Source organism: Metabacillus sp. cB07, assembly GCF_016839225.1.
Classification (GTDB): Bacteria; Bacillota; Bacilli; order Bacillales; family Bacillaceae; genus Bacillus_P; species Bacillus_P indicus.
Map to the genome: position 1 here is coordinate 3352301 of NZ_CP069296.1, position 26244 is coordinate 3378544.

General features: G+C 45.0%; 23 protein-coding genes. 5 read left to right on the forward strand and 18 right to left on the reverse strand.

The window, feature by feature from the left end:
- Positions 1-8: 8 nt before the first annotated feature.
- The 4 genes from JOJ89_RS17215 to JOJ89_RS17230 all read right to left on the reverse strand — a co-directional run bounded on the left by JOJ89_RS17215 (position 9) and on the right by JOJ89_RS17230 (position 5468).
- A complete protein-coding gene (locus JOJ89_RS17215; protein WP_203288614.1) occupies positions 9-1880 on the reverse strand; it encodes a PTS fructose transporter subunit IIABC in 1872 nt (623 codons plus the stop codon).
- A gap of 21 nt (positions 1881-1901) precedes the next feature.
- Positions 1902-2813: a 1-phosphofructokinase gene (gene pfkB, locus JOJ89_RS17220; protein WP_203288616.1), complete on the reverse strand. Its 912-nt coding sequence runs from the start codon at positions 2811-2813 to the stop codon at positions 1902-1904.
- Complete coding sequence (locus JOJ89_RS17225) at positions 2810-3562, reverse strand: DeoR/GlpR family DNA-binding transcription regulator (protein ID WP_029566155.1); 753 nt, start codon at positions 3560-3562, stop codon at positions 2810-2812. The genes pfkB and JOJ89_RS17225 overlap by 4 nt, the downstream gene beginning before the upstream one ends.
- Positions 3563-3707: 145 nt before the next feature.
- Positions 3708-5468, reverse strand: coding sequence for an ABC transporter ATP-binding protein (locus JOJ89_RS17230; protein WP_203288618.1), 1761 nt, complete (start codon positions 5466-5468; stop codon positions 3708-3710).
- Positions 5469-5618: 150 nt separating this feature from the next.
- Here JOJ89_RS17230 and JOJ89_RS17235 point away from each other — a divergent pair, with 150 nt between their 5' ends.
- Together JOJ89_RS17235 and JOJ89_RS17240 are read left to right on the forward strand one after the other, a co-directional pair.
- Complete coding sequence (locus JOJ89_RS17235) at positions 5619-6398, forward strand: hypothetical protein (protein WP_029283936.1); 780 nt, start codon at positions 5619-5621, stop codon at positions 6396-6398.
- 13 nt (positions 6399-6411) lie between these two features.
- The gene (locus tag JOJ89_RS17240; protein WP_029566157.1) at positions 6412-6876 is read left to right on the forward strand and encodes a hypothetical protein; all 465 of its coding nucleotides are present in this window, start codon (positions 6412-6414) and stop codon (positions 6874-6876) included.
- Positions 6877-6942: 66 nt separating this feature from the next.
- Here JOJ89_RS17240 and JOJ89_RS17245 read toward each other — a convergent pair whose 3' ends face one another.
- The gene (locus tag JOJ89_RS17245) at positions 6943-8334 is read right to left on the reverse strand and encodes an L-cystine transporter (RefSeq protein ID WP_029283940.1); all 1392 of its coding nucleotides are present in this window, start codon (positions 8332-8334) and stop codon (positions 6943-6945) included.
- 196 nt (positions 8335-8530) lie between these two features.
- Between JOJ89_RS17245 and JOJ89_RS17250 the strand changes: the two genes are divergently transcribed.
- Entirely contained in the window at positions 8531-9358 is an 828-nt protein-coding gene (locus JOJ89_RS17250) for a protein-glutamine gamma-glutamyltransferase (RefSeq protein WP_029283942.1), read from the forward strand.
- 24 nt (positions 9359-9382) lie between these two features.
- Here JOJ89_RS17250 and JOJ89_RS17255 read toward each other — a convergent pair whose 3' ends face one another.
- From JOJ89_RS17255 to JOJ89_RS17270, 4 genes are read right to left on the reverse strand one after another with little or no spacing between them, the layout of a single operon-like run.
- Positions 9383-9643 carry a hypothetical protein gene (locus JOJ89_RS17255; RefSeq protein WP_029283944.1) on the reverse strand — a complete coding sequence of 87 codons (261 nt, stop codon included), beginning with the start codon at positions 9641-9643 and terminating at the stop codon, positions 9383-9385.
- Between the two features lie 49 nt (positions 9644-9692).
- Positions 9693-10322, reverse strand: coding sequence for an arylformamidase (kynB, locus tag JOJ89_RS17260; protein WP_029283954.1), 630 nt, complete (start codon positions 10320-10322; stop codon positions 9693-9695).
- Positions 10319-11587, reverse strand: coding sequence for a kynureninase (gene kynU / locus JOJ89_RS17265; protein ID WP_203288628.1), 1269 nt, complete (start codon positions 11585-11587; stop codon positions 10319-10321). The genes kynB and kynU overlap by 4 nt, the downstream gene beginning before the upstream one ends.
- Entirely contained in the window at positions 11574-12662 is a 1089-nt protein-coding gene (locus JOJ89_RS17270) for an NAD(P)H-dependent flavin oxidoreductase (RefSeq protein WP_203288630.1), read from the reverse strand. The genes kynU and JOJ89_RS17270 overlap by 14 nt, the downstream gene beginning before the upstream one ends.
- 199 nt (positions 12663-12861) lie before the next feature.
- Here JOJ89_RS17270 and JOJ89_RS17275 point away from each other — a divergent pair, with 199 nt between their 5' ends.
- Entirely contained in the window at positions 12862-13233 is a 372-nt protein-coding gene (locus JOJ89_RS17275) for an HIT family protein (RefSeq protein ID WP_203290372.1), read from the forward strand.
- Positions 13234-13289: 56 nt separating this feature from the next.
- The gene (locus JOJ89_RS17280; RefSeq protein ID WP_051865584.1) at positions 13290-13622 is read left to right on the forward strand and encodes a DUF948 domain-containing protein; all 333 of its coding nucleotides are present in this window, start codon (positions 13290-13292) and stop codon (positions 13620-13622) included.
- A 735-nt stretch (positions 13623-14357) separates the two neighbouring features.
- Here JOJ89_RS17280 and JOJ89_RS17285 read toward each other — a convergent pair.
- The 9 genes from JOJ89_RS17285 to JOJ89_RS17325 all read right to left on the reverse strand — a co-directional run bounded on the left by JOJ89_RS17285 (position 14358) and on the right by JOJ89_RS17325 (position 26046).
- Positions 14358-15275, reverse strand: a complete 918-nt coding sequence (locus JOJ89_RS17285) for an MBL fold metallo-hydrolase (protein ID WP_203288632.1) — start codon at positions 15273-15275, stop codon at positions 14358-14360.
- Positions 15256-15678: a secondary thiamine-phosphate synthase enzyme YjbQ gene (locus JOJ89_RS17290; RefSeq protein ID WP_407656386.1), complete on the reverse strand. Its 423-nt coding sequence runs from the start codon at positions 15676-15678 to the stop codon at positions 15256-15258. The genes JOJ89_RS17285 and JOJ89_RS17290 overlap by 20 nt, the downstream gene beginning before the upstream one ends.
- 78 nt (positions 15679-15756) lie before the next feature.
- Positions 15757-18615 carry an ATP-binding protein gene (locus tag JOJ89_RS17295; RefSeq protein ID WP_203288634.1) on the reverse strand — a complete coding sequence of 953 codons (2859 nt, stop codon included), beginning with the start codon at positions 18613-18615 and terminating at the stop codon, positions 15757-15759.
- Complete coding sequence (locus JOJ89_RS17300) at positions 18608-18976, reverse strand: response regulator transcription factor (RefSeq protein ID WP_203288635.1); 369 nt, start codon at positions 18974-18976, stop codon at positions 18608-18610. Before JOJ89_RS17300 ends, JOJ89_RS17295 begins: the two co-directional genes overlap by 8 nt.
- Positions 18977-19063: 87 nt before the next feature.
- Positions 19064-20137, reverse strand: a complete 1074-nt coding sequence (locus JOJ89_RS17305; protein ID WP_203288637.1) for a hypothetical protein — start codon at positions 20135-20137, stop codon at positions 19064-19066.
- On the reverse strand, positions 20130-21536 hold the full coding sequence (locus JOJ89_RS17310; protein ID WP_203288639.1) for a glycosyltransferase family 2 protein: 1407 nt from the start codon (positions 21534-21536) through the stop codon (positions 20130-20132). The genes JOJ89_RS17305 and JOJ89_RS17310 overlap by 8 nt, the downstream gene beginning before the upstream one ends.
- The gene (locus JOJ89_RS17315; protein WP_203288641.1) at positions 21511-22563 is read right to left on the reverse strand and encodes a HEAT repeat domain-containing protein; all 1053 of its coding nucleotides are present in this window, start codon (positions 22561-22563) and stop codon (positions 21511-21513) included. The genes JOJ89_RS17310 and JOJ89_RS17315 overlap by 26 nt, the downstream gene beginning before the upstream one ends.
- Entirely contained in the window at positions 22563-24188 is a 1626-nt protein-coding gene (locus JOJ89_RS17320) for a GGDEF domain-containing response regulator (protein WP_203288653.1), read from the reverse strand. Before JOJ89_RS17320 ends, JOJ89_RS17315 begins: the two co-directional genes overlap by 1 nt.
- A gap of 196 nt (positions 24189-24384) precedes the next feature.
- A complete protein-coding gene (locus JOJ89_RS17325) occupies positions 24385-26046 on the reverse strand; it encodes a glycoside hydrolase family 13 protein (protein WP_203288655.1) in 1662 nt (553 codons plus the stop codon).
- Between the last annotated feature and the right edge of the window lie 198 nt (positions 26047-26244).

Genomic DNA, 26244 nt, shown 5'->3' on the forward strand with positions numbered 1-26244 from the left:
TTTCAGGATTATTCTTTTGCGTCTTTCTTGAGGATCCCTACCATAACCGCCGTGATGACGGATCCTGTTAAAATAGCTGCGATGTAAAGCAATGGATTTCCGTCTACAATCGGTATGACAAATGCTCCTCCGTGCGGGGCACGAAGTCCGATGCCGAAGATCATTGTCAGTGCTCCTGCAGCAGCCGAACCAATGACAGCTGCCGGAATGACTCTGGCAGGATCTGAGGCTGCAAACGGGATCGCTCCTTCTGTAATAAAAGTTGCTCCCATTACATAATTTGTTTTCCCGGCTTCTCTTTCAGCTTTTGTAAACTTCTTTTTAAAGAAAGTCGTAGAAAGGGCAAGACCAAGCGGGGGCACCATTCCACCTGCCATTATAGCAGCATGGGGAGCAAAGTTGCCGGCATCGATCATGGCGATTCCAAAGGTGAAGGCCGCTTTGTTGATCGGACCTCCCATATCAACTGCCATCATGCCGCCGAGTATCAGTCCAAGCAATACGAGGTTGCCTGTTCCCATGCCTTTCAACCAGACAGTCAGCCCGTCATTAATGGCCTTGACCGGCTCAACAACAACAAACATCATAATTAGTCCGGTCAAAAGGATGCCAAACAGCGGATACAGCAGGACCGGTTTTATTCCTTCAAGTGAAGCAGGCAAGCCGTTGAACGCCTTTTTTAATCCGACAACAAGATAACCTGCAAGAAATCCGGCAATGAGGCCTCCAAGGAACCCTGCCCCGCCAGTTGCCGCCATCAGGCCGCCGACCATACCAGGTGCAAATCCCGGCCTGTCGGCAATACTCATCGCGATGAATCCTGCAAGAACAGGAATCATGAGATAAAAGGCATTGCCTCCGCCAATCGTGCTGAGCGCCTCTGCAATCGGATGATAGGAAGGATCTTTCGGGTCAGCCGCATTGATGCCAAAAACGAACGAAAGGGCTATTAAAATCCCGCCTCCGACTACAAACGGCAGCATGTTGGAAACACCGCTCATCAAATGCTTGTAAAAACCGGATCTGCCGGACTTGCCTTCTGCAGATTTTTTTTGTGGTTCTCCGCTTGCTTTGAAAATTGGAGCATCCTGGTCAAGAGCTTTTTGAATGAGCTCCTGCGGCTTGCGGATACCCTGTGCGACAGGAACCTGTATTACATGCTTGCCTGCAAACCGGTCCATCTCCACCTGTTTGTCGGCAGCGACAATAATAGCGGCAGCTTCTGCGATTTCTTCCTCTGTCAGAGCATTTTTTATTCCGCCTGAACCGTTTGTTTCTACTTTGATAGGAACATTCATTTCTTTTGCTTTCGCTTTGAGAGCATCTGCTGCCATGTACGTGTGGGCAATTCCTGTCGGGCAGGCAGTTACGGCAAGAATCATTTTTCCTGAAGCAGCCGGTTCTGAAGCTTCCTCCTCTTCCATTTCCTTTTCTTTTTCATTGATTGCGCTCAAGATTTCATCTTCTGTCCCTGCATCCTCAAGCTTCTTTTTAAAAGCAGGATCCATCAGAAAGCCGGACAGTCTGGAAAGCGTTTGCAAATGCTCGTTATTTGCGCCCTCAGAAGCAGCAATCATAAAGAACAAATGGGCAGGCTGACCGTCGAGAGATTCATAGTCTGCTCCCTGCCTGGAACGGCCAAAGGCGATAGCCGGTTCTGCCACTGCATTCGTCTTGGCGTGAGGAATGGCAATTCCTTCGCCGATTCCTGTTGTACTTTGTTCCTCTCTGGCGAGAATTGCTTTTTTATACCCTTCTTTATCTTTAAGCTTTCCAGAGTTGTGAAGAATCTCAATTAATTCATCTATCACTGCCGATTTTGTGCCGGCGCGCAAATCCAGAATGATTGTATCCCGTGTCAATAAATCTGTAATTTTCATTGTTTCTTCCCCTTTCCCTCTTTATATCTCTCTGACTGTTATCTTTTCAATTAATTGCCGGACAAGTTCCCTTTCTGCCAGATCCTCTGAAAAGGCAGTAGCACTGCCGGCTGCAACTCCCTGACGGAATGCTTTTTTCACATCGCCGTGCATCGTATATCCTGCAAGGAATCCAGCTACCACAGAATCTCCGGCTCCTACAGAGTTTTTGATCTCTCCAGCTGGAACGTTTGCAATGAACGCCGATTCCTGATTGATAAATACAGCACCGTCTCCCGCCATGGAAACAATGACATTCTGAACACCCTCATCAAGAAGCATGCGACCGTATTTTACAGCCTCATCTGCACTGTGTATGTCAGTCCCGAACAATTCTCCAAGCTCATGATGATTCGGCTTGATCAGAAACGGTTTCATGCTGAACGTGTTCTTTAATGCATTTCCAAAGGCATCTATCACCGTTTTTGCACCGGCATCCCGGGCAATTCGGGCTGCCTCTCTGTAAAAATCTTCTCCAAGACTTTTTGGTATGCTTCCTGCAAGGACAAGAATATCGCCCTCCTGCAAGGCAGATATTTTCTTCAGCAGCTGCAGCTTTTGGGTTTCTGCGATTTCCGGCCCCTGCCCGTTTATTTCCGTTTCAGCACTGGATTTGAGTTTAATATTTATTCTTGAATATCCATCTGCACGGATAAAATCACTTGTGATTTTTTCTTCAGCCAGGAAGTTCTCGATAAAATCGCCGGTAAATCCTGCGGTAAAACCGATGGCCGTGCTGTCTGCACCCTGGCGCTTTAGCATCCTTGATACGTTGATGCCTTTTCCGCCCGGAAACATATTCTCGTTTTTCGTGCGGTTAATTTGATCTTCCTTAAAATCATCGACCCCTATCACGTAATCGATGGAGGGATTCAGCGTACATGTATATATCATGGTGTCACAACCTTTATCACTGTTTTTTCCATATATTCATAAGCTGCATCTTCTTCAAGTTCATTTGTGAGAATAACAGCCTCACTGAGGTCTGCAATTTTTGCAAAAGACCATTCATTGAACTTCGACTCATCTGCAAGTACATATGCCTCCTGAGACAGAGAAACAGCAAGCCTCTTCATTGCAGCTTCTTCCGGGTCTGGAGTCGTAAATCCCGCTTCGGGGTGAATGCCGTTCACACCCATGAAACACTTATCAAAACGGTACGAACTTAACCCTTTCTGAGCTTCACTGCCAATTAATGCCCTTGTCTTAGGCTTAACCATTCCTCCTGTCAGGAAAGTCGGAATGCCCTGTTCAAGGAGCGGTTCGAGATGGGAAACGCCATTTGTCACAACCGTTATCTCTTTATCCTTCAAGTAGGGAATCATCTGCATTGTCGTCGTTCCCGCGTCTATATAAATACTGTCGCCGTTCTTCACAATCGCCGCGGCTGCTTTGGCAATCCGCTCTTTTTCTTCCGAATGTCTAAGGGCTTTTTCGCTTACACTGAGTTCTTCGCCCTTTTGATGGAGAAGAGATGCTCCCCCATGAACACGCTTAAGCTTTTTTTCTTTCTGAAGCTGGCTTAAATCTCGTCTGATGGTTGATTCTGAAGAATCTGTTGCATCTACCAGCTCCTGTATAGTCGCTACTTGCTTTTCCTGCAAAACCGACAGGATCAAGCGGTGCCGTTCTTGTGTAATCATAGCGCCCCTCCATCTGTTTCAACTTTATGACCTAATAGTAACGTAAGCCCTTTCAAAAATCAATCAAAAACATTCAAAAACAACCAGAAATGTTCATTATATTTTTAAATGCGGTCAAAACCAATCAAAAAAACTGTCCGATCTCTCAGACAGTTCCATTTAATCCTATATTCTGAAGCTTCAGCTGCTGAACGGCAAACTCTCTGTACATCGCATGCGATTCGAGCAATTGTTCATGTGTTCCCGAACCGGTCACTTTTCCTTTGTCCAAAAAGATGATTTTATCAGCATCAATAACCGTTGACAGTCTGTGGGCAATAACAAGCGTTGTTCTGCCCATCATCAAATTGCCCAGTGCTTTTTGAACGATGATTTCTGAGTGGCTGTCAAGGCTTGATGTTGCTTCGTCAAGGAGCAGGAGCTTCGGATCGCGCAGCAGTGCTCTTGCAATTCCGATCCGCTGCCGCTGTCCGCCGGAGAGCTTGACGCCTCTCTCTCCGACCTGTGTATGATAACCTTCGGGAAATTCTTCAATAAACTGGTGGGCATACGCCATTTCAGCAGCCCGGATGATTTCCTCGTCTTTCGGCTCACGGGTTAATCCGTAGCAAATGTTTTCTTTGACCGTCCCTGATGTAATGGGACTTTCCTGCGGAACATACCCGATTTGCTCTCTCCATGACTGAAGGGAAAACTCTTCAATTCGATTTTCTCCAAGGATGATTGCTCCGCCGGTTGGCTTGTAGTAGCGTTCCATCAATGAAAATAACGTTGTTTTGCCGCTTCCGCTCGGACCTACAATAGCCGTCGTTTTTCCCGGTTCAATTTCCAGCGACACTTTGGTCAAGATCGCGTCATTCTTATAGGCAAAATCAACCTCCTGAAAGATGATCGGTTTTGCAATGCTCTTTACTTCTTTTCCCGCAGACAAGCTTTCTTCTTCTTCCCCAAGGATCTCAATCATGCGCTCTGAAGCTCCCATTGCTTTTTGAAGCTGAGTAAAAAACGCCGTAAACTGAGTCATCGGGATGACAATCTGAAACAAGTAGAGAATAAACGCGACGAGATCTCCGGATGAGATGGCGCCGGACTGCACTCTGAGTCCGCCGTATCCAAGGATAATGACTAACAGCGACATAATGACAAAAGAAATCAGCGGTCCGATCAGTGCATGAATTTTTGCTTCTGAGAGGCCGAAGGTAAACAGGCGGAAAGCTCCCTCTTTACCTGATTCATATTCTTTCGTTTCAGCGTTCGATGATTTCACGAGGCGCACATGGGACAGCACTTCACTTAACAGAGAAGTAAACCGTGCTGTTTCATCCTGAAGCCCTTTTGAAACCTTGTACATTTTTCTTCCAAGCGGAAGCAGAATCAAGATTGAGAGAGGAATCAGGGCAAGCATAATCAGCGTCATCTGCCAGTCAAGGTAAAGCAAAATGCCGAACGAGCCGATTATGGCGATGATGCCTGTAAAAAAATTGGTGATGTGATCTGTAATCAGCCCTTTTAAAATGGCTGTATCATTTGTCATCCGGCTGATCATTTCACCTGTCTTATGCTGATCGTAAAATGAAACCGGAAGATGAATATGCTTCTTCCATAAACGTTCTCTAAGCTTTGCAACCACATGCTGTCCGACATAATTCAAAAGATATATGGAAATGCCGCTCGTAATCGCCTGTGCGACAAAGGCTGATAACAAGAGCAAAATATGGAAGGCTCCAATGCTCTCAAAACTGAAATCGTCAATCAGATTTTTTGTAAAAAGCGGAATAACAAGACCGGCAAGCGTGGAAATAACACTTAGAATGCCTGCAGCAGCCATTCTCGCTTTCGACGGTTTTGTGTCGCGTATCAGTTCATAAAAAAGCCGCAGTCTGTCTCCGTATCCTTGTTCTTTCATTGTTTTTTCCCCCATCATGCATACTCATCATCTATTATACAGATATCTCCAGAAAAGAATAAATATAAGCCCTCTGCCTTCCTGCATGTATTCCATAAATAAGGAGATGATAGTACTCAAGTATAACTAACCAAGAAAGCAGCGTAGAAGATGGAAAATTTCACTGGATCCAATCAGCACAGGCGGTATAAAGCTCATTTGAGCATGTTTGGGACAACTCAATTCCACTTAAGAAACCCATACATTATTGCATGGTGGTCCGCGGCTTTTCCCGGATTCGGCCATCTCCTTCTGTCCAAATACTTCAGGGGGCTGCTCCTTTTCGTATGGGAAGTCTTTATTAATATGCAGTCTCATTTGAACATCGCGATGGTTTATTCGTTCTGCGGAGAAATTGATAAAGCGCGCGAAGCCCTTGATTACCGGTGGACCCTCTTATATATTCCCGTCTACATATTTGCCATCTGGGACAGCTACCGCACAACAGTCGATTCCAACCGGGTCTATCTGCTTGCCGAACGTGAAAACGCACCCTTTAACACCTTTACAATCGGAGCCATGGAAATCAACTATTTAGACAAGCGCAATCCCCGAATGGCTGTCGTCTGGTCCTTTCTCATGCCTGGGACCGGGCAGCTGTATATACACCGCCTTATTACCGGATTTTTCGCCCTGATCTGGACGGTTGTTTTCGTTTATTATTCCAAGTGTCTTCTCGCTGTTCATTTTCTGTTTTTGGGAGAAATTGAGCAGGCAACAAACATTCTGAATCCATCATGGCTGATGTTTGTTCCCTCCGTATACGGATTCGCTGTTTATGACTCATACATCAATACAGTCGAGAACAACAAGCTGTTTATAGATGAACAAAGAAATTTTTTGATGACTAATTATCAGAAATACCGGGTCAGCTTTCCTGACAGAGTTTGAGGGGTGATTTCCATTGCAAGTATTTGCTGCGTTTGATCACTGCACATATCTGGAGCTTGCGATTTCCAAAATCGAGCAAGAAGGTATACATAAAGACAGAATCCTTGCTGTGCCTTTAAAATCGAATGACGATTCCGTCAAATTGATGGATTCTATCCATCATTCGGATGGCATCAGTCTTTTTGATACAGGTGCAGCCCTTGCTACTGCATTTGCCGTCATTGGCGTCAGCATCGGGTTTAAGCTTGAATGGGGACCTGTTTACTGGGGACTGATCGGGGCAGGCAGCGGGCTGCTGTTGGGGTTTGCCATCAATTTGTTCTACTATACGGTCATAAAAAAAAGAAAACTTAAAATTGGCGGGAGCGCAAAAAAAACCGAAGTCGTCCTGGTTATTGAATGCCGTGAGGAAGTGTTTTCACGCGTGGAAAAAATATTGAAGGAACACTATGCACTGGGAATTGGCTATATAAAATAAAACAGGCAGCCGCAATAAATCCGGCTGCCTTTCTGTGTGTTCTAATTGGTTAATACGGCTTTTGCATCAGGCTTCAAGTTCAACTTGAGAAGAATCGCCGTTATATACATCCGTATCAAGTTCATTTGTCGCTTTTCCGGTAAGCACCCCGGCTGTCATGCTTCCGCTGACATTCAGCGCTGTACGGCCCATGTCAATCAACGGTTCAACTGAAATTAAAAGCCCTGCTAAAGCAATCGGCATATTCATGGTTGAAAGAACGAGAATGGCCGCAAATGTAGCCCCTCCCCCAACGCCTGCAACACCGAATGAACTGATGGCAACAACTGCAATCAGGGTGAAAATAAATGACGGGCTGAGCGGATCAATCCCCACTGTCGGCGCAATCATAACCGCCAGCATGGCCGGATAAATGCCGGCACATCCATTTTGCCCGATTGTAAGACCAAATGAACCTGCAAAGTTTGCAATACCTTCAGGCACACCAAGCTTTTTCGTCTGCGTGCTGATATTAAGCGGCAGAGTACCTGCACTTGTACGTGAAGTAAACGCAAATGTAAGGACAGGAAATACTTTTCTGACATACGTAACCGGGTTTAACCCTGCAAGTGTAAGCAGAAGCAAGTGGATAATAAACATAACGAGAAGTGCGACATATGAAGCGATAACAAATTTTCCAAGCTTCAAGATGGAATCAAGGTCACTTGAAGCAACTGTTTTCGTCATAATAGCAAGCACGCCATATGGAGTCAGACGCAGAATCAATGTAACGACGCGCATAATGACGGCATAAAAAGCATCCACAATTTTAGCAAACAGCTCTGCATGCTGAGGCTCTTTGCGTTTTACTCCAAGAAATGCAAGTCCAAGAATAGCTGCAAAGATCACAACTGCAATGGTTGAAGTCGGACGGGCACCTGTGAAATCAAGGAACGGATTGCCCGGAAGAAGTTCAAGAACCTTCTGCGGGAAGGTCTGATCCTGAATTTCCGTATATGTAGCGTCAAGGGCTTCCCCTCTGGCTGTTTCAGCTTCTCCCTGCTCAATTTGAACCGCTTCTAAATTAAATCCAAGTGACGTTCCAATGCCGATTGCGGCGGAAATGGCTGTTGTTCCAACGAGAATCCCCAAAATCAGGATGCTGATTTTTCCGATATTTCCCGAAAGCTTCAGTTTCGTAAACGCACTGAGAATTGAGATGAAGACAAGAGGCATCACGATCATTTGAAGCAGCTTGACATAACCGCTCCCCACGATGCTGTACCAGCCGATTGATTCAAGAAGAACCTCGTTTTCCGGCCCATAAATAAATTGAAGGGCAAAGCCCAGCACAATCCCGAGACCAAGAGCTGCAAACACCCTTTTAGAAAACGAAACGTGTTTCTTTTGCATATAAAAAAGCAAGAATATGAGTCCAAGAAGAACGGCAATATTCACAATTAACAAAAATGCTGACATAGCATTTCCCCCCTAACTTTTTCCTTAAGTATTAGAAAAATATAAAGCAATTAAACCAATCAGTCAAGTAGGAATTACCGGTGGCCAACACTCAAAGGTTATGTCCGCTTTTAAGGAATTATGCCTTAATGGTTCCGCTTCAGCCCGCAATCTCATAATTTATGAGAGCAGCTTTAAAAGGAGGCGCGTGTCTGACGTGATAAAAATTAAAAACGCCTATCAAAATGACAATATCTTAAATACGAGTGTATTAACCGCCGAGCAGAAAGAGATTCTAGATCTGATGGTAAAATATGAAGAGGTTTATTCATATGAGCATTTCAGCCAGTTTAAATTCGAAATGGATCTGCGGACCGAAATTGTAAAAGCATCCTCTGCCCTCTATCAGAGCGGGGTCAAGTTTACGACGTTTGAGTATTCCAAATGCAATCCGGCTTTTTGGGACCTGACGAGCCAGGGAGCCATAGTCATCAAACCCGGCGTTCCTCCTTCAGCCGCCTTGATGGACGTCTACAATAATGGGACCATGTATGCATTTGAATGTGCGACTGCCATGGTAGCCGTTTTTTACAGAGCCGTACTGGAAATGATTGAAGAGCCCTACTTCAACCGCCTGTTTGACGGGATGATTCTATACGACTGGCACTATGATGACGATCTTGGAGTTTTTACGAGAAGAGGAAATGACTATCTTCCAGGTGATTGCCTGTACTTTAAAAATCCTGATTTTGACCCTGAAAAGCCGCAGTGGCGCGGGGAAAATACAATCGACCTCGGCTATGATCTTTACTACGGACATGGCATCGGCATTAAAGATTCTGAGGGCATCATAACCTCCCTCAACAAATACAGAAAACAGGGAGCTACGAGATCAGCCTACCTTCTTTCCCAGGTAACGCGCCTCGATTATAGATACTTGTATCCGTATAAACGGAGTGACAGAGAAGAAACAGGCGCCTATCCGCTTGCAGATGGAACCATTACGGCAACGAGACTTGGGGACGTATACTATTTAAGAGCGTAATTTACCACCAAAAAAAAGCCGCCATTATTTCGGCAGCTTCAGCTGATCATTATGAAAATATTTGCGCTGCAAGTAGTACTGTTCACGCCCAAGATATTTATTTACCATCAGCTCCATTTCGCCAAGGTCAATTCTTGTCACGAGCGGATCGAGCTGATTCCACTTTACAACTCTAATAAAGTAATAGTCTTTAATGGGGGTGAACACAACAGGGGAATTCGGCCATTGATCAAACCAGAATTCAATTCTTCCCCTTTTCTTGTACGAATAATGAATAATCTTCATTTTCATCACCTGTTATAAGAATACATGTTCTGATTTGAAAAAGAAAGCTTTAATCGGCTGACCCGCTTCTTAGGATCGCTCTGACCGGACTTCCGTCACCGTCCGTAAGTTTCAGCGGCAAAGCAATCAGCTCATAGCTTCCTTCTTCAGCCGAAGTCAGGTCCAGCCCCTCTAGAATAAAGATGGACTGCTGAAAAAACGAGTGATGGGCAGGCAATTCTTTGCTTTTCATAAAATCGACCGATGGGACATCCACTCCGATCAGCTTAATGCCAAGACTTCCAAGGTACTCTGCAGCATCGGGGTGAAAATAAGTGAACTCTTCGGGAAACCTGTTTGAATCCTCCCAGGAATCAGTCCGGATGAGCAGACGTTCTGTTCCCGCAAGATCCATTTTCTTTAGAATATGAGCAGTAATGACCTCCTGGCCTCGAATGTGAATGACTTTTGCTGTGCCGCAGTAAATGGAGAGATCAAGTTCATGGATCCTCTTCCCTTCCGAGTCAAAATGATAGGGGGCATCTACATGAGTTCCTGTATGGGTGCTCATCTCCACCTTTCCGACATTAACGGACCCGCTCGCTTCTTTCGTCCACATAAGTTCAAAATCAAATGGAGTATCCCCCGGCCAGACAGGCGTGCTGTTTTGCAGCGGTCTTGAAATATCAATGATTTTCATGCAATCACCTCCCGAATATTTTCAAACTGCTCATATCGTTTTTCCCTCATTATCGTTTTTAGAAACTGCACAGTCTTCCAAATCTCTCCATAAGAAGTGTAAAAAGGTGCAGGGGCCAGCCTGATAATATTCGGAGACCTGTAGTCTGGAATCACTCCATCCTGTTTCAGCGCTTTGCAGATTCTTGCAGCCTCAGGATGCATGAGAGCAACATGTCCTCCGCGCCGTGCATCTTCTTTCGGGTTGACAATCTCAAAAGAAAAACCTGAAAGCTCTTCTTCGATTAAATCCATCATCACCCTGGTCATACTCAGCGATTTCCTGCGGATGGCAGCCATCGTTGCTTCCCTGAACATGTCAAGAGAAGCAGATAAGGGCGCCGAACTGAAAATATGCGGAGTTCCAATCTGATAGGCGCCTGCAGTGTCTGCCGGCGTAAAAGTATGCTCCATATCAAACTGCTGCTCTTTATTTGAGCCAAACCAGCCGCCAAGCCCCGGTCTCTTTTTGCCAAGATGCTTTTCATGGACAAACAGTCCTGCTGCGGCACCGGGTCCTCCATTGACATATTTATAGTTGCACCAGTAAGCAAAATCAGTCCCCCATTTGTGCATCTCATGTGGAATTGCCCCCACTGAATGGCAGCCGTCAAAGCCGATGATAATCCCCCGTTCGTGAGCGGCTTTCGTAAGCCTTTCAATATCAAGCAGCTGGCCGCTTCTGTACAGAACAGTCGGCAGAACAGCCATCGCCACATCTTCTGTCATGCAGGCAATAATATCGTCTTCATCAAGAGTCTGACCGTCTTTGCTTTTCACCTTGACTAACTGTGTATCAGGATCAAACCCTTTCAGAGACAGCTGACTTTGAAGAGCGTATATGTCAGAAGGAAAATTCAGTTCATCGGCAAGAATCTTTGTCCTTTTTCCTTCCGGCTTAAAAAAACTGGCTGCAAGCTGATGGAGGTTTACCGTAGTAGAACCTGTCACAATGACCTCATGCGGCTTTGCCCCCACTAAAAAAGCCGATTGCCCGCCAAGTGTTTCAGACAGGTAGTACCAAGGTTTATCGCCTTTCGTCCAGCCGTCAATTCCGTGCTCCTTCCAGGCCTCAAGCATTTCAAGCAACGCAGCTTCAGTCCGCTTTGAAGGGAGGCCAAGAGAATTGCCATCCATATAGATAACGCCTTCTTTTAAATAAAACTCCTGTCTGTAGCAGGCAAGTTCATCCTGCTTATCAAGTGCTGCCGCTTTATCTGGATCCATAGCGGGAAGCCTCCTTCATCCTGATTTCAGTTTGACTGATTAACTGATTTAAAAAAACGTCTGCCGGCACTTTTTCATGAATCATCCTTAAACCCTGGCCAGCCCAGACAGACATATTTTCAGTGTTTCCCGCTTCAGCAGCCTCGCTCCTAAGCCGCTTTGTCAGATTGTTTTGCAGAGGATAAGGGAGGACATCTGATTCATGCGGCTCCATTTTCCGGATAAAATCATTTGTAATTCCCCGCGCATATTTTCCTGAGAATGCTTTCGTCAGTACCGTCTGATCTTCTGTGCTTGAGACTATTTTGTCTTTATAAGCTTCCGCTGCACCGCTTTCAGTACATGGAATAAACGCGCTCCCCATCTGCACTCCTTCTGCACCGAGCATAAATGCCGCTGCCATTCCTCTTCCATCAGCTATGCCGCCGGCAGCAATCACCGGCACCCGAAGCGCATCTGCTGCCTGCGGAATAAGTGACATGGTTCCGACCCCTGCATCCTGAGAGTGATGGAAGGTTCCGCGGTGACCTCCTGCTTCGCTGCCCTGCATGACAATCAAATCTGCTCCAAGTTCTTCAAACATAAGCGCCTCGTCAACGGATGTCGCCGTACCCATTACTGTCCTGCCTGCTTTTTTCAATTCTGCTGCAGCTTCTTTTGAAGGCAGCCCGAAAGTAAATGAACAGACAGGCACCCCCTGCTGGAGAATGACTTCAAGCTGCTGTTCATAATTATGGCGGTTTTCTTCATTTGAATAAGAAAGGTACTCCACAGGAAGTCCCCATTGCTTAAATCGATCCGTCATCCTTTTTATCTCTGCCTCACTGGCATAGACCTCTTTTTCAGGCACAAAAAGATTGACGCTGAACGGTTTCCTCGTCAAACCCTTTATTTTCACAACATGCTCCTTAAGCTGTTCCGCCGTTAAATAACCTGCTCCGACAGACCCCATCGCCCCGAAGCCGCTGACAGCAGCCGCCAGTTGGGGTGAACTAATTCCTCCCGCCATCGGTGCCTGAATAACCGGATAGGTGACGCAAAGCTTGCGGCTTACAGCTGTTTCATTCCATCCCACGCATACTCCTCCTCATCCAGAAGTGAACTGCCTACCTTCTTCTACAAGCATGCAGCCGTTCCCTGCCGGATTCAGGAGGAATGATCCGGAGCAAAATCCGTTCTCCTTTTACCCGGTTGTGCTAAAATGGTAAAAAATAGACACTCAAAGATAGGAGCTGTTGAAGTTGGATGAGCTGTGTCCCCTTTGTAATCCTCAAATGATAGAAGATCAGAAAATTGTCCTGTCCAACGACCATTGTCTCTTTCTTCAGATGCCCCAAAACATCCTTATTGGATCAGGCCTGATCGTACCAAGAGAGCACCGCCCTACCATGTTTGATTTAACGCAGGATGAATGGAATGCTACATACAGTCTGCTTCAGGAAGTGAAGGAACTGCTCGATCAAGAGCACGAGCCTGATGGCTATACAATCGGCTGGAATACAAACGAGGCCGGAGGGCAGCATATTTTTCACACTCACCTTCATATCATCCCCCGCTTCAAAGACGAACCGTATGCCGGAAAAGGCATCAGATCCTGGCTGAAGGGCAAAGAGAATTTGCGGCCTTCCCTCTCGGACGAAGATTAAAATGGACCGAACTTGGGTAAAAAAAGAGAAAGACCGCTGACAAAGGAGTGTTACCGATGATCATTGTATACATAAGCATTGCGCTTGTTGTCCTTGCCCTTATCTATCTAGGTGTCTCATCCATCCGCACCTTCAAAAAATCACAGCCTGTGCTGCAGGACCTTCAGGAAACGGCAAACCGCCTCCAAAAACAAACCGAAAGCATTCAAAATGAAACAACCAGACTCTCCGCCACCCAGGAAAAAATCATGTCTGACGTAGAGTACAAAAAGAAAACCGTTCAGGAAACAATCGAAATTGCGAAAGAAACACCGGAAACTCTAAAGAGCTTTAAAGAGTTTATTCCTTCCAAAAAAGAAGAACGCGCCGCACACAGAGTTCGGGGCTGAGAGGAGCAGATCACTTTGGTGGTCTGTTTTTTTGTGTGGAGGAGGAGCTGGCGGGGATGTTATTAAATCACTTACTCAGTTTTAGTTCTATCAAACTCTGGGTTTTTCCTGTTGGTGGTTCTTATCAAGCTCTTAAGTACCATCAAGCACAAAATCTTCTCTGTTGGTGGTTCTTATCAGGCTGTTGAGTGACATCAAGCACGAGATTTTTTCTGTTGATGGTTCTTATCACGCTTATTAGTGCCTTCAAGCACGAGATTTTTCTTGTTGATGGTTCTTATCAGGCTCTTAAGTACCATCAAGCACAAGATCTTCTCTGTTGGTGGTTCTTATCAGGCTGTTGAGTGCCATCAAGCACAAGATCTTCTCTGTTGATGGTTCTTATCAAGCTCTTAAGTACCATCAAGCACGAGATTTTTTCTGTTGGTGGTTCCTATCACGCTGTTGAGCGCCATCAAGCACTAGATCTTCTCTGTTGATGGTTCTTATCACGCAGTTGAGTGCCATCAAGCACAAGATTTCTCCGGTTGATGATTCTTATCACGCTGTTGAGTGCCATCAAGCACAAGATTTCTCCTGTTGATGGTTCTTATCAGACTTATTAGTTCCATCAAACTCGAAATCTTTCCGGTTGATGGTTCTTGTCCTGCTGTTTTGTGCCAACTACCTCAGGCTCCTTCCCAGCTGATGGTTTTATTTTTCCACAACAAAAAGAGCACTGATTCTCATCAATGCTCATACCCACCATGTTTCGCCGATTTTCATTACGTTTAGCTTATCCGGGTCAAGTGCACGCTTCTCCCATTCTGCAAGCAGCCTCTCCAAAGCTTCAGGTCCTGTATCGTCGGCCAGCCTGAATGCACCGTAATGCATGGGAACAAACGGCCCCTTCGCGTTCAAATCAAGGTACGCTGTGACCGCATCCTCGGGATTAATGTGCGATACCTTCATAAACCACTCAGGCTCATAAGCTCCGATGGGCATCAGAACGGCATCAACAGACATTTTTTCACCGATTTCTTTAAAGCCGCGGAAGTATCCGGAGTCACCGGCAAAATAAATGGAGTGGCTCTTGCGTTCAATGACCCATCCTCCCCAGTGGGAAGTATTTGTATCCCACAAGGTTCTGCGCGTCCAGTGCTGAGCAGGAACGAATGTAAATCTGACTTCTTCTTTATCAAACACATCCCACCACGCAGCTTCTTTCACATTCTTATACCCTCTTCTTCTGAAGGAAGCACCAAGGCCTTCGGGCACGTAAAAAACCGGGTCTCCCTTAAGCTTTCTGATTGATGCAAAATCCAGGTGATCATAATGTCCGTGAGAGATCAGGACAGCATCGATTTCCGGAAGTACCCGGATTGGCATGCCCGGTTTCGTCAATCTCCTCTGCATGCCCATCCGCTCTGCCCAGACCGGGTCAGTAAGGATATTGATGCCGCCAGTCTGAATCAAGAACGTAGAATGGCCAATCCAGGTCACACTGTTTTTTGAACGGTTAGCCGACACTTCTTCCGACTGAGGATTATCCAGCCTTTCAATGGAGACCGACAAATCCTTCTTTTTCGCTTTTCGCTCTTTCATCCATTTTCTGAAATCGGAGAAGCTTTTCGTATTTTCCACTCCGTCTAAGTTACGATATCTTTTCCCCATCCGCCTGCACCTTTACATAAAATGTCCGGGTTCTCGGCCCGTCGAATTCACAGAAGTAGACTCCCTGCCAAGTTCCGAGCAGCAGGCGCCCTTCTGTAATAATCACATGCTGCGAGGAGCCGACTGTGCTCGCTTTCATATGAGCAGCGGTGTTCCCTTCCGCATGCCTGTCCTTTTCTTCAAACCACGGATAGACTTCGTCAAAGCGTCTGATCATGTCTGTTTTCACATCAGGATCCGCATTTTCATTGATTGTGATTCCTGCAGTTGTGTGCGGACAATAGATGACAGCAGTTCCTTCCTTGGTGCCGTATTCCTGGATCAAGTTCTCAACTTGTACAGTGATATCAATCATTTGATCTCTGCTTTTCGTTTCCAGTTTAAATGATTTAAGCACGTTCATCCTCCCTTTCTTTTTAAGGCTTCCTTTTCTAAAGGATAGCTTATTTCCAAAGGATGATACAAGAAAAGAACCCTGTACTCAGGGTTCCATCTCTGAAAGACTGCTCTTTCGGTCCAGAATCGTTTTTATGACAAGCTTTATTAGTTCACCGGGCTGATACGGTTTAATCAAACAGCCTGCTGCGCCAAGGTCTGCTGCTTTATCCTTTTCATTAAGAGCTGTTGATATAAAAACTGGGATTTCTGCAAGATGCGGGACCTGTTTTAATCGGTCCAGAACATCCCAACCGTTTAAATCATCATCAGAAAGCAAAATATCAAGAACGACAGCATCCGGCCTCAGTGAAACCGCCTCTGCCAGAGCCCGGTCGCCCCTCAGCATCACGGCTGTGCTTAGTCCCATTTCCTCAAATTCTGCTTTAAGCAGACTTGCGAAGTTTTCGTCATTTTCAATTATCAGGATATTGGCAGATGACAATCCATCAGTTTCAGGGGCAGGTGAATGACCTGAGTCATCATGCAATGGCAATGAAACCGTAAAGGTGCTTCCTTCCCCAATCTTTGAATGAACGGAAATCTCGCCGCTGTGTGCTTTTATGATTTCTTTCACGATCGAAAGCCCAAGGCCTGTTCCGCCAATTTTTCTGCGGTCGGAATTGTCTGCGCGGTAAAATTTCGTAAACAGTTTGTCCTTTGCATCTTCAGGAATTCCAAGCCCTTCATCTTTCATCTCCACTTTCAGCCAACCATTCTCTTCAAACAGAATAACCGAGATATTTCCGCCGTCCGGAGAATATTTTACGGCGTTTCCGGCAAGATTCTGAAAGGCCTGCTTTAACATATCTCTGTCTCCGAGAACCATGGCGTTTTTGGCGCTTGTATGAAAATAAAACCGGTGATCAGATGTCAGGATCTGCTGTTCTTCAACGACTTCCCCGAGAATGACGGAAAGATCGCCAAGCCTCTTTTCATAGGTCTGTTTCCCTGATTCCAGCCTCTGGACATCAAGAAAATTGTTAATCAGATTGGTCAGGCGCTTACCTTCCTGATAAATGGTCGATAAGTATTTTTTCCTTCTTTCCGGTTTCAGGTCTTTATACAGCAGCAATTCCGTAAAACCAAGGACGCTTGCAAGCGGGGTCCTGAGCTCATGGCTGACCGTGCTGACAAATTCAGACTTCATTTGATCCACTTCGTACTCCTTCGTAATATCTCGGTGGACCATTACCGTTCCAAGGCGCCGTCCATTCCTGTATAACGGTTCTGCATAAAGGTTTACTACAGTCCCATTATTCATTCTATAGGTAAAGCTGTCCTGCACAGGTTCACGCGAAAAAATGACCCTTTCCAAAAATCTCCCAAGCTCCACAGGATCTGACACGACAGAAGAGAAATGGCTGAACCATTTATCAAATGAGGCAAAAGCCAAATCCTCGCCTCTGCATAAAAGCATGCTGCTCATGGTTGTGTTAACTTGCAGACTTACTCCGTTCAAATCAACCAGCTGAATGCCCTCATGGATGGTATTCAGAATGTGTCTGACCATTTCCCTGTCCTGTTCAGCCTGCTCGTAAAGCTTCAGCTTGTCCAGTGAAAGAGCAATGTTTTTGGTCATTGATGTGTATTCAGCTATCTCTTTTTCACCGAACTCCTCATTAAACTTCGTGAAGATCATGATCGCTTCCGTACGTTCACCGGATGAGAGAACCGGCAGATAAAGATCATAGGAATACTGCGGTGATTCGTGGTATCCGGTTTCCTCAGGATCTGCAAGACGCTTATAGACTTTTGCCTGCTTTGTCTTTTTCACTCCATCTATGAGCCCTGAATTCATATTGCCAAGAATGGTTCTGACCGCCGTTTCTGACAGTGATACCGCTGCATAGTGTTCAGGCTGATCAGCCATGACGACAATGCCCTTATCTGCTTTTGAAATACGGCACATGGCAGTGATTATGCTTGTCAAAAGCTTTTGCTTATCAAGTGTATTTGCTATGCTGTTGCTTAGTTCATTCCGGAGTGTGAGCTGCGACTCTCTTTCCCACATTTTTTCAAGAGCTGAACGCAGTTCATCCTGCTGAACCTGAAGTTCGTCCTGCTGGGCAATCAGTTCTTCATTCTGGGCTGTTAAATCCTGTTCTTTTTCAGCAATGCTTTTGCTCATTTTTGAAAAAGCAACGTGCAAAAGCCCCAGCTCATCCTGCCGGTTTGAGCTGCTGTCAAAAATGACATCCTTGCCTGCTGCAATTTCACCCGCTGCAGCTGTAAGGATCTGAAGAGGCTCCTGCATTTTTCTCAAATACCTTCTGATCATCGCAATCAGCGTGCCAATCATGAAAACAAGCACGATAAGAAACAAAATCTGACTGGTAAACAGGCTGCCGGTAAACTGCTCCCTGTTTTCATTGATTTCCCGCTCAATTTTGGCACTGTAATCTTCAAGTCCTGTCTGAAAAACTCTTACTCTTTCAGATCCTCCTTCAACAGCTGTTCTGGTTACTTCGGATGTATTTCCCCGTTCATATGCTGCTACCGTTTTCGGAAGAAGATCCAGAAAATAGAGTTGATAAAAGGTGCTTGCCTGCTGAAGAAAGGCAAGATCATAGTCATTTTCAGCAAGTGCTTCCAGATCTTCGTATGCCTTCAGGACGGTCTCTTTTTGTTCCATTCCCCTGTTGTAATATAGTTTGTTTTTGCCGTTCTGACCATAGGCGAAGTAGGCCCTGAATTCGGAAATCGCCTTATTGTAGGAATCGTTCAGGAGAATCGTTGCATTTTCTTTTAAATCAAGCTGACGGTTGCGTTCTTTAAATTCTTCAGTTATGGCATTTTGCCAGAAGACATAAACGCCAATTACTATGGAAAACAGAATAATTGCCGCTGCCGCCATCAGTCCAAATTGCCTCGTAACACTTTTCTTTACCAATCTATTAATCACTGCTTAAAATCTCCTCCACTTTGTCCATAAGCATGAGTGGACTGAATGGTTTGGAAACAAATTCATCCGCTCCTGCCTTGAGGACGCTCTGCTGATCGGCAGCCTGGCTTTTGGCGCTCAGCATTATCACTTTCGCTCCGGACTGTTTTGGATGTTTCTTTATTTTCTTAATGAGCTCCATACCCGTGTATACCGGCATCATATAATCGAGGATGATCAGCTCATATTCATGCTGCTGAATAAGCCTGTATGCTTCTTCCCCGTCTGATGCTTCATCTATCTGGTGACCGAGGTCTTCAAGTGTGTCTGTTATAAGCATGCGAAGAACTTCCTCATCTTCTGCCAAAAGAATTCTGGCCATTGTCTGTGCCTCCTAATCCCGGTTCAGAATGCTTTTAATGTTCATCTAATTTATCGTCAGTTTTTTATCGAATGTTAAGTATGTCCGCTATTTTTCCAGGATGGTTTTCATCATAGGTACATACGCTTTCCAGAAAAATCCGTCCGTTCTCCCCTTTTTATCGGAAGAGGTTAGTTTTTTCCAGTCTGTTATTTTCGATGCCTGATAAAAGTCAGGTATATCATTCGCATCTGCGTAGTCCCCTGCAAAATAATAAGCATGATAGCCATGGTCTGAATGATGAAGCACTGCCGGCATGGAGAGGGGAACTCCTTTTTCCGAGAGCTTCGCCTCGGTTTGAGCATTCACATGAAGATGATAGGATGCCAGAACTTTTGCTCCTGCAGGCTCCATGATGTCAAACCAGTAGTTGTACTTCAGTTCAGCATCAAGCCCCAGTTCCTTTTTCCCCTGCTTTGTAAAAGAAAAGCTCAAAGGATGCTTTCCTCCAAAGTCTTCCTCCGGAACGATCATGAGCTCTTCTTTTTCACTGACGAGTATCAGCCCCTGCCCGCTGAAGCGATACGTTTTGCTGTGCTGCGTTTCATAGGATCTTTTAACCCATTCAGGCACCTCATCGCTTCCAAGGTCCAAAAAATACCGCCCCGTCCACCCGGTCCACTCCAATCCAAATAAGTCTTCAAGTTTCCTTCTCGCTTCTGGCTCAGTGGGCTCTGCAAACGTATTAAATTCCGCAAAAATGGTCTGGGCGTTTGTTTTGACCGACTGCTGGATTCTGTCTGCTTCCTCAAGGGTCATCCCTCCATAGATCAGCTCTCCGGACTTATTTGAACGCACCCCGTATGAGTCTGCAATGTAAAGATGCGAATAATGGCTGAGGTCACCTGGCAGTTCGCGGATCTTTTTTGAAGCAGGCAAATAGCCTGAATAATCATCCGCCAGGCTGTAGCTTGTTCCGTCTTCCTTTGTTTTTTTCATATGATTTAACAGCCAGGTAATTCCTTTATGCTCTCTGAGGGTATCATCCTCCGCTGTTTTGTTGAGAATCAGCATTGGAAGTTTTTCCGTATCCTTCAGGAAAATCCAGTGCCAGAGGGGTGCCGAGAGCAGGACAGCGGCAGCAAGACACGCACAAACAAGTACTCCGATTTTTTTATTCACTTGAAACTCCTTTTCTGACCATGTCTCCCCAGCCCTTTCTTCCGGTTATGACATCAATTATTCCTTCTATTCTCCAGAACACCGTCAGCGGCCTGTACCAGAAAGATTCTGTTATGGCGTAGACAAACAGCACGAAAAGCTGGCTGACATGGGGGTATTTTTCCATGCTCCATTCTTCCAGCAGAACAGCCGCAACAGAGAAGAGAGAACCGTAAATCACAGACAAGAGGAAGAACATTAGAGCAACGTCCACATAAACTTCGCCTCTGAACCAGGCAACAATCAAGAGGAGATAACCCGCCAGTTCCACAATCGGCCCTAAAAATTCAACGAAAAAATAATAGGGCATCGAAATCAGTCCAATTGATTTATACTTTGGGTTCAATAGAAGCTTCCTGTGTATCCAGATGCTTTCAAACAGGCCTCTGTGCCACCGCTTTCGCTGTCTTCTTAAAAATCTTGCCGATTCAGGCGCTTCTGTCCAACAAACGGGATCAGGGACATAGACAATTTTTTTATTAAGCTTTCTTTCCTTGATCATTCTGTGAAGCCTGACGACAAGCTCCATATCTTCTCCGACAGTATGGGAATATCCTCCGGCTTCAATGACCCACCGTTTTGAAAAAACGCCAAAAGCACCGGATACAATCAGCAGCAGATTTGTCCTGCTTAAGCCGATTCTTCCAGCCAGAAACGCCCGTAAATATTCGATGACCTGCATGACAACCAGAGGTTTGTCAGACAGGCCGACCGCAGTCAGCTCACCGTTTCGGATCGTACATCCATTTGCAATCCGGATGCTTCCTCCTGTCGCAATGACGTCATCCCCAGATTCAATTATCGGCTTTAACACCTTCAGAAATGCATTTCTTTCAATGACGGAGTCACCATCAAGGGAACAGAAGTAAGGGAAACGGGAAAAGTTAATCCCTGCATTCAGAGCGTCTGCTTTTCCGCCGTTCTCCTTATCAATTACATACAGATTAGGATAAAGATCTGATTGATATACTGCTTTGATTTCCTTTGTACTCAGCTGTTTTCTCACAACCCGGCTTATTTTCTTTAACTGAAAACGCACAATTAATTTCTCGAGTGTGTCATCTGTTGATCCGTCGTTAATGACAAGCATTTCATATTCAGGATATTCAATACTGATAAGAGACCGGATCGTTCCGTAGATTCCCGCTGACTCATTATAGGCAGGGACAAGAATGGAAACGGGCTTTGTATAAACGGAATGCAGAAGCTCCTCATATGGTTCGGTTTTATTCAGGTTGAACTGTTTTCTCACCGTTAAAAGCGAGACGATGAGCATTCCGCCATATACAGCAACGACAAAGCACATATAGCCGAGCAGAACCCAGGCTGACGTCTCAAGAATTGTATCGAACAGACTCATTTCTGCCGCCTCCTTTTGAAATCCACTCAAGGGCCATGTCTCTTGCAAAAAGATCATCCGAATGATGAATGACTTCCTCAAGCAGCTGTTTTCCGTTTTTAAATGTAAAGATGGTTTTGGCTGCTTCCAGCCTTACCATATATTCTTTGTCAGAAAGAAGATCCTTCGCTGCTTCTAAAAAGACTTCCGCTCTCAATGAGCCAATCACTTTCAGCGCCATCATTCTTTCAAGCCAGTCAGGCGAATAGATAAAAGGTTCAATGATGTCCGGTTTTACTGGAAGGACCATATCAGCAGCTGCTTTTAAAGACCTCAATTTTTCTTCCTCGTCACCTTTCATAAGCAGCTGTTCAATCAGGCTTTTCTGTTCAAACAGCTGCATATCCCCTATTAGAGTAATCAGATTGTACCTTAAGCCTTCAGGAAGGTCCCCGTATGTTTGATAAAAGGTGCGGAGATGATCAGGCCCGCAGTTCTGCAGGATGCTCACGATGGTAAAATCCGATAAATGCCTGCTGCTGTTTATCATTTGTTCAAGAAAGCCCTCGTCCCCGGACGAGGCAAGAATTCTTGAAATCACGGCTTCTTCCTCAGTCGTCAAATGACGTTTTACGGCAAGCTGCTTTACTTCTTCAACCAAATGATAGAGTCTTATATTTTCAATGATATAGAGTGCATTCATTCTTGAGCTCCAGCTAAAAGACTTCAATTCTTTTTTCAGCCATCCTGACAAATGTTTTTTTGCGAGTGCTGTCATTCTTATTTGCATGGTTTCATCCTGAAGAACATTGCTGTACTCAAGCAGCAGTTCACTCAGCGCATGCCTGCCCGGATACTGAAATTCGGCTGAATCATCTCTTAGATAATTGAAAAGGGCAAGTCTGCACGCTTCTTTAGATTCAATCAGGCGTTTTTGTTTTCTTTTTCTGATGGTTTTCGCTGCAGATAAATAGACAAGCAGAACTGTCAGCAGAAGAAACGACCAGACCAGAAGCAAAAAAAGCTGACGGGGCGTCAGTACATCCATTATTTCGTCATCCTTTTTGCAAGATGATAAAGACGAGTTTCAAGCTCTTCAAGTCTGAACGGTTTTGTCATATAATCATCCGCGCCAAGCTGCAGGGCTCTCGCTGCGTCTCTTCCGCTCTTGCGGGATGTCAGCATCATGACCGTAAATAGATGCTGGTTGGGCAGAGCTCTGATTTTCTGCAGCACTTCTGTTCCATCCATTTTGGGCATCATTCCATCCAGAACAATAAAGTGATTTTCCCTTTTACTTAAAGGATGCGCTTCAAGAAATTCCATGCCGTCTGGATACAACCCGATATTCAAACAGTACTGATCCAGCAGCGGACTCTTTCGGAACACATCTTCAAGAATGGTTCTTATAATCGGATCATCATCGACGACAGCAACATTCATCACTTTTTCAACTGGCTCTGTCACAGTTGACCGGTAAACCGCGATTGCGTTTCTTCCATTTTCTTTTGCCTGATAGAGCGCGGCATCCGCACATTCAATCGCATGTTCGACACTCATAGCCTGTTCAGACGGGACGGCCATTAATCCTGCCGAAAACGTGCAGGAATATGAGGTATGATCCGGACGCTTAAAAACGTGGGCTGAAAACGATTCCTTAATTCTCCCGATGACTTCCATTGCTTCTTTTTGACCGGCATTGGGAAGCAGGATAATAAATTCCTCCCCGCCGTACCGGATGACCGTATCACTGTTTCTCAAGTTGTCTCTCAGGCACTGGGAGAATTCTCTTAATACTTCGTCGCCTTCAAGGTGACCGTATGTATCATTGATTTTTTTAAAATAATCAAGATCAAGCATAGCAAGCGTGAAGAAGCTCCCCTCCCGCTTCATGCGCGCTGCAAGCCTTGTATAGGCTGGATTCAGAAATTTTCTGTTATACACCTTTGTCAGTTCATCAACGACAATCAATTCTTCCAGCTGCTTTTTCCGTTCGATCTGGCGTCTGATCCTGACCAAAAATTCTTCCATATCAAACGGCTTCAGGATGAAATCGTCAGCGCCGTATCTATAGCTGTCAAGTCTCGTTTCCCTTGATGCATCTGCGCTGATCATAATGGCAGGTACATACTTTTTCTGCATCAGTTCTTTCAGCTGCACAACAACCTCAAACCCATTTTCCTGTTTCATATGTCTGTCAATCACCACACAGTCAGGCGCGAGATCGTAATAGGCTTTCATGGCACGGTCTGAGTCTGTAAATATAGCCGCCGTAAATCCATGCAGCTCCAGTTCTTCCTTTAAATACATTAAGAGGGTAATGTCATCATCTATGAGCAGAATAAGTTCGTCTCCTGAAGAAATGCGTTTTTCCCTGTTTGGCACAGTCTCTTCCTCAATGTCCATTTCTGCTTCATAGCATGCTGATATCAGCGGAAAAAGAAGGTTTTGCAGTTCTGGCAGCCTCCATGTGTCTCTCTTCCGTTTTTCCGCCAGAAGCAGCTGTGCCGCTGCAGCCTTTCCCACCTGCTCCATTCCAATCGTCGGAGCTGTTCCTGCAAGCGAGTGCAGAAAACGTATGACCTCATCCTGTTCAACTGCGTGCTGGTATCCATACCATCTGTCAATCTGCTCTCTTATTTTTTTCAGCAGGCGCTGTTTGTACTTCTTCAATTAGACCTCTCCTGACACTTATAAGTTCAACTTCATCATTTTACTATTGCAAGAAACATTTGGAAACATCCAGAAGTCCCCGTTAAGAAAAGCGCAGGCACAACAGATCAGTAAGCACCCGAAAAGCCCTTATTCCTCGTTTTTCATCCTAAAAAAAACTGCCTAAAGGAATCATCCTTATAGGCAGTTTTTAACATTAAAAGATATATACACGTGTCTCAAACGGTTTTAATGTAAATGAAGTTGTGTGGTTGTGCTTATCTGTTTCATAGTTTTGAAGCACTAGGTTATCGCTTGAAAGCGGCAGACCGCTGTACTGATAAAATGCGTTTTTGTTGCTGATGTTCGAAATAATCAACGCTGTTTTACCTTCAAACGTACGGGTATAAGCGTAAATTTGTTTATCCTTTGGAAGGATTAAGTCATATGTTCCATAAACAAGGACATCATTTTCTTTTCGCAGATCAATCATCTTTTTGTAGAAATGGTAGACAGAGTTTTCATCTTTCAGCTGCTTTTCAACGTTTGTTTCCTTGTAGTTTTCATTGGCGCCGAACCAAGGAGTTCCTGTTGAGAAGCCGCCGTTTTTCTCATCATTCCATTGCATTGGCGTACGTGAATTGTCACGGCCTTTATGCCAGATGATTTCCATGATTTCTTCGTGTGAGCGTCCTTTTGCCGTTTCAATGCGGTAAAGGTTTTTCATGGCTACATCGTCGTAATCATCGATGGATGGAAGGTGAACATTTTTCATGCCGAGCTCCTGTCCCTGGTAAATGAACGGTGTACCCTGCATCATAAAGTACATAGCGCCAAGTGCTTTTGCGCTTTCTACAAGATACTCTTTGTCATCGCCCCATGTTGAAACAGAACGCGGCTGATCATGATTTTCAAGGAAAAGAGCATTCCAGCCGTTTCCATCAAGGCCCTTCTGCCATTTAGTAAGAGTTTCTTTCAGTTTGACAAGATCAACTGATCCTTCAAGTCCATTGTCCCAAAGGCCAAGGTGCTCAAACTGAAAGATCATGTTGAAGATTCCGTTTGTATCTCCGACCCAGTCCTCTGCCTGTTCAAGCTTAACGCCGTTCGCTTCGCCGACTGTCATAATGTCATAACGTGCAAACGTTTGCGCTTTGAGCTCGCTCAAATGCTCCATTATGCCCTCAACATTCATGTGGTAATCAAATGATGAGACAAAATCAAGACCGTTTGGATTTGGAAGATCCGGGAACCCTTCTTTTTTGTTGATGTGGGAAATCGCATCTACACGGAAGCCGTCGATTCCTTTATCAAGCCACCAGTTGATCATTTCATAAACAGCTTGTCTCATGTCCTGGTTTTTCCAGTTTAAATCCGGCTGCTTTGTTGCAAAAACGTGCATGTAGTACTGATCTGTTTTTTCATCATATTCCCAGGCAGAACCGCTGAAAATACTTTCCCAGTTGTTTGGCTCTTTGCCGTTTTTACCGTCACGCCAGATGTACCAGTCGCGCTTTTCATTGTCTTTTGACTCGCGTGATTCAATGAACCATGGATGCTCATCACTTGTATGATTAACAACAAGATCCAAAATCAGCTTCATGTCTCTTTTATGGACCTCTGCTAAAAGCTCATCAAAGTCTTCCATTGTTCCGAAATCAGCCATGATGTCCTGATAATCGCTGATATCATATCCGTTATCTGCATTTGGAGAAGAGAAAATCGGACAAATCCAGATGACATCGATTCCAAAGTCCTTCAAATAATCCAGTTTAGAAATAATTCCGCGGATATCACCGATACCGTCCCCATTCGAATCCATAAAGCTTCTTGGGTAGATCTGGTAGGCAACCGCTTCTTTCCACCACATTTTTTTCATATACAGCACTCCTTTATTTCAACCTTAACGTCCAGTAAGACGAACGGGTAAGTGTTTCAAGTAAAAAGTATTCGCTTACATTTATGCTAAGTTTTCATTTCTAAAAAGTATTATACTCTAATTGTGTTAAAGATTGAACAATTTCCTTTGAATTCCTCAAAAAACGCTGAGTGCAGAGGAGAAACTGCCTGTATAGCC